1 protein-coding gene is annotated in these 1,492 nt (G+C 71.7%); it reads left to right on the forward strand.

Going from position 1 to position 1,492, the window contains the following annotated elements; all coding sequences use genetic code 11:
• Positions 1–16 precede the first annotated feature (16 nt).
• Positions 17–1,354, forward strand: coding sequence for an aminotransferase class III-fold pyridoxal phosphate-dependent enzyme (locus tag AC07EQ_RS01625; protein WP_478386001.1), 1,338 nt, complete (start codon positions 17–19; stop codon positions 1,352–1,354).
• The last annotated feature ends 138 nt before the right edge of the window (positions 1,355–1,492 follow it).

A 1,492-nucleotide genomic window follows, 5' to 3' on the forward strand; every position in this document is an offset into this window, starting at 1 on the left:
GAGAAAAGGATCGCCGATGACTCTGACCTCCGAATCCACCACCGCGCAGCCCGCCGACAGCCGCCTCGGGCTCGCCGCCCGCGATCACCTCATGCGGGGCTACGGCGAGCCGACGGACGGGCCGGTGTCCATCATCACCCGCGGTGAGGGGCCCTACGTCTGGGACGAACAGGGTCGCCGCTACCTCGACGCGGTCGCCGGCGCGTTCGTCGTGCAGGTGGGGTACGGGCGGCCGGACCTCGCCGCCACCGCGGCGCGGCAGGCAGCCGAGCTCGCCTACTTCCCGGCGATGGAGCACGCGCCCCGCCCCGCCGTGGAGCTCGCCGAGCGGCTCGCCGCCGCGGCGCCCGGCGATCTCAACCGCGTGTTCTTCACCTGCGGCGGCAGCGAAGCCGTCGACAGCGCGTGGAAGCTGGCCCGCCAGTACTTCGCGCTGACCGGGAGAACCGGCAAGCACAAGGTGATCAGCCGCGAGTGGTCCTTCCACGGCAGCACCTACGCGGCCGTGGCGATGGGCGGTTTCGCGCTGCTGCACCAGATCTTCGAGCCGCGCGGGCCGGTCAGCCGCAACGTGGCAGACCCGTACGACGCCGAGGAGATCAGGGCGGCCATCGAGCAGGAGGGCCCGGAGTCGGTCGCCGCGGTGATCCTGGAGCCGCTGCCCCACCCGAGCGCCTGCGTGGTGCCGCCGGCGGGCTACTTCGCCCGCGTCCGCGAGATCTGCGACCAGTACGACGTGCTGCTGATCTCCGACGACATCGTGGACTCCTTCGGCAGGCTCGGCCACCTCTTCGGCTGTGACCGCTTCGGCTTCCAGCCCGACATCATCTGCTGCGCCAAGGGGATCACCAGCGGCTACGCGCCGCTCGGCGCGACGATCGCGTCCGAGCGGCTGCTGGAACCGTTCCTGCCGGAGCACGTCATGTTCGCCCACGGCTACACCTTCAGCGGCCACCCGGTGTCGACCTCCGTGGCCATGGCGAACATGGACATCCTGGAGCACGAGCGCGTCTACGAGCACGTACTGCGCAAGGAGGCGGCGCTGCGCAACACGTTGGAAGGTCTGCGGAAACTGCCGGTGGTCAACGACGTGCAGGGTGCCGGCTTCCTGTTCTCCCTGGAACTGATCAAGGACAACGCGACGCAGGAGCCGTTCTCGCCGGAGGAGTGCGAGCAGCTCATCGACCGGCGGCTGCGCCGCGAGCTGTTCGAAGCGGGCCTGCACATCCGGTGCGGGGACCACGACAAGCCCTACATCCACCTGGCGCCGCCGCTGATCTGCGACCAGCCGGAGTTCGACGAGATCGCGGAGGTGCTGCGGTCCGTGCTGCCCCGGCTGTCGGCCTGGGTCTGAGGGCCGCGTGGGGGGGGGGGGGGGGGGGGCCCCCCCCCCCCCCCCCCCGCTCCCTCCTCCCGACCACGCCCCCACGCCACCACAAACCCTCCCCCCCCCCCACGTCCCCCGGCCACCCCCCCCACCCCTCCCCCCCCA

It is taken from the genome of Saccharopolyspora sp. NPDC045839, from assembly GCF_056431645.1.

Bases quoted from the DNA above. Each gene is read 5' to 3' on its own strand.
- AC07EQ_RS01625 (WP_478386001.1), top strand. From the start codon at position 17: ATGACTCTGACCTCCGAATCCACCACCGCGCAGCCCGCCGACAGCCGC.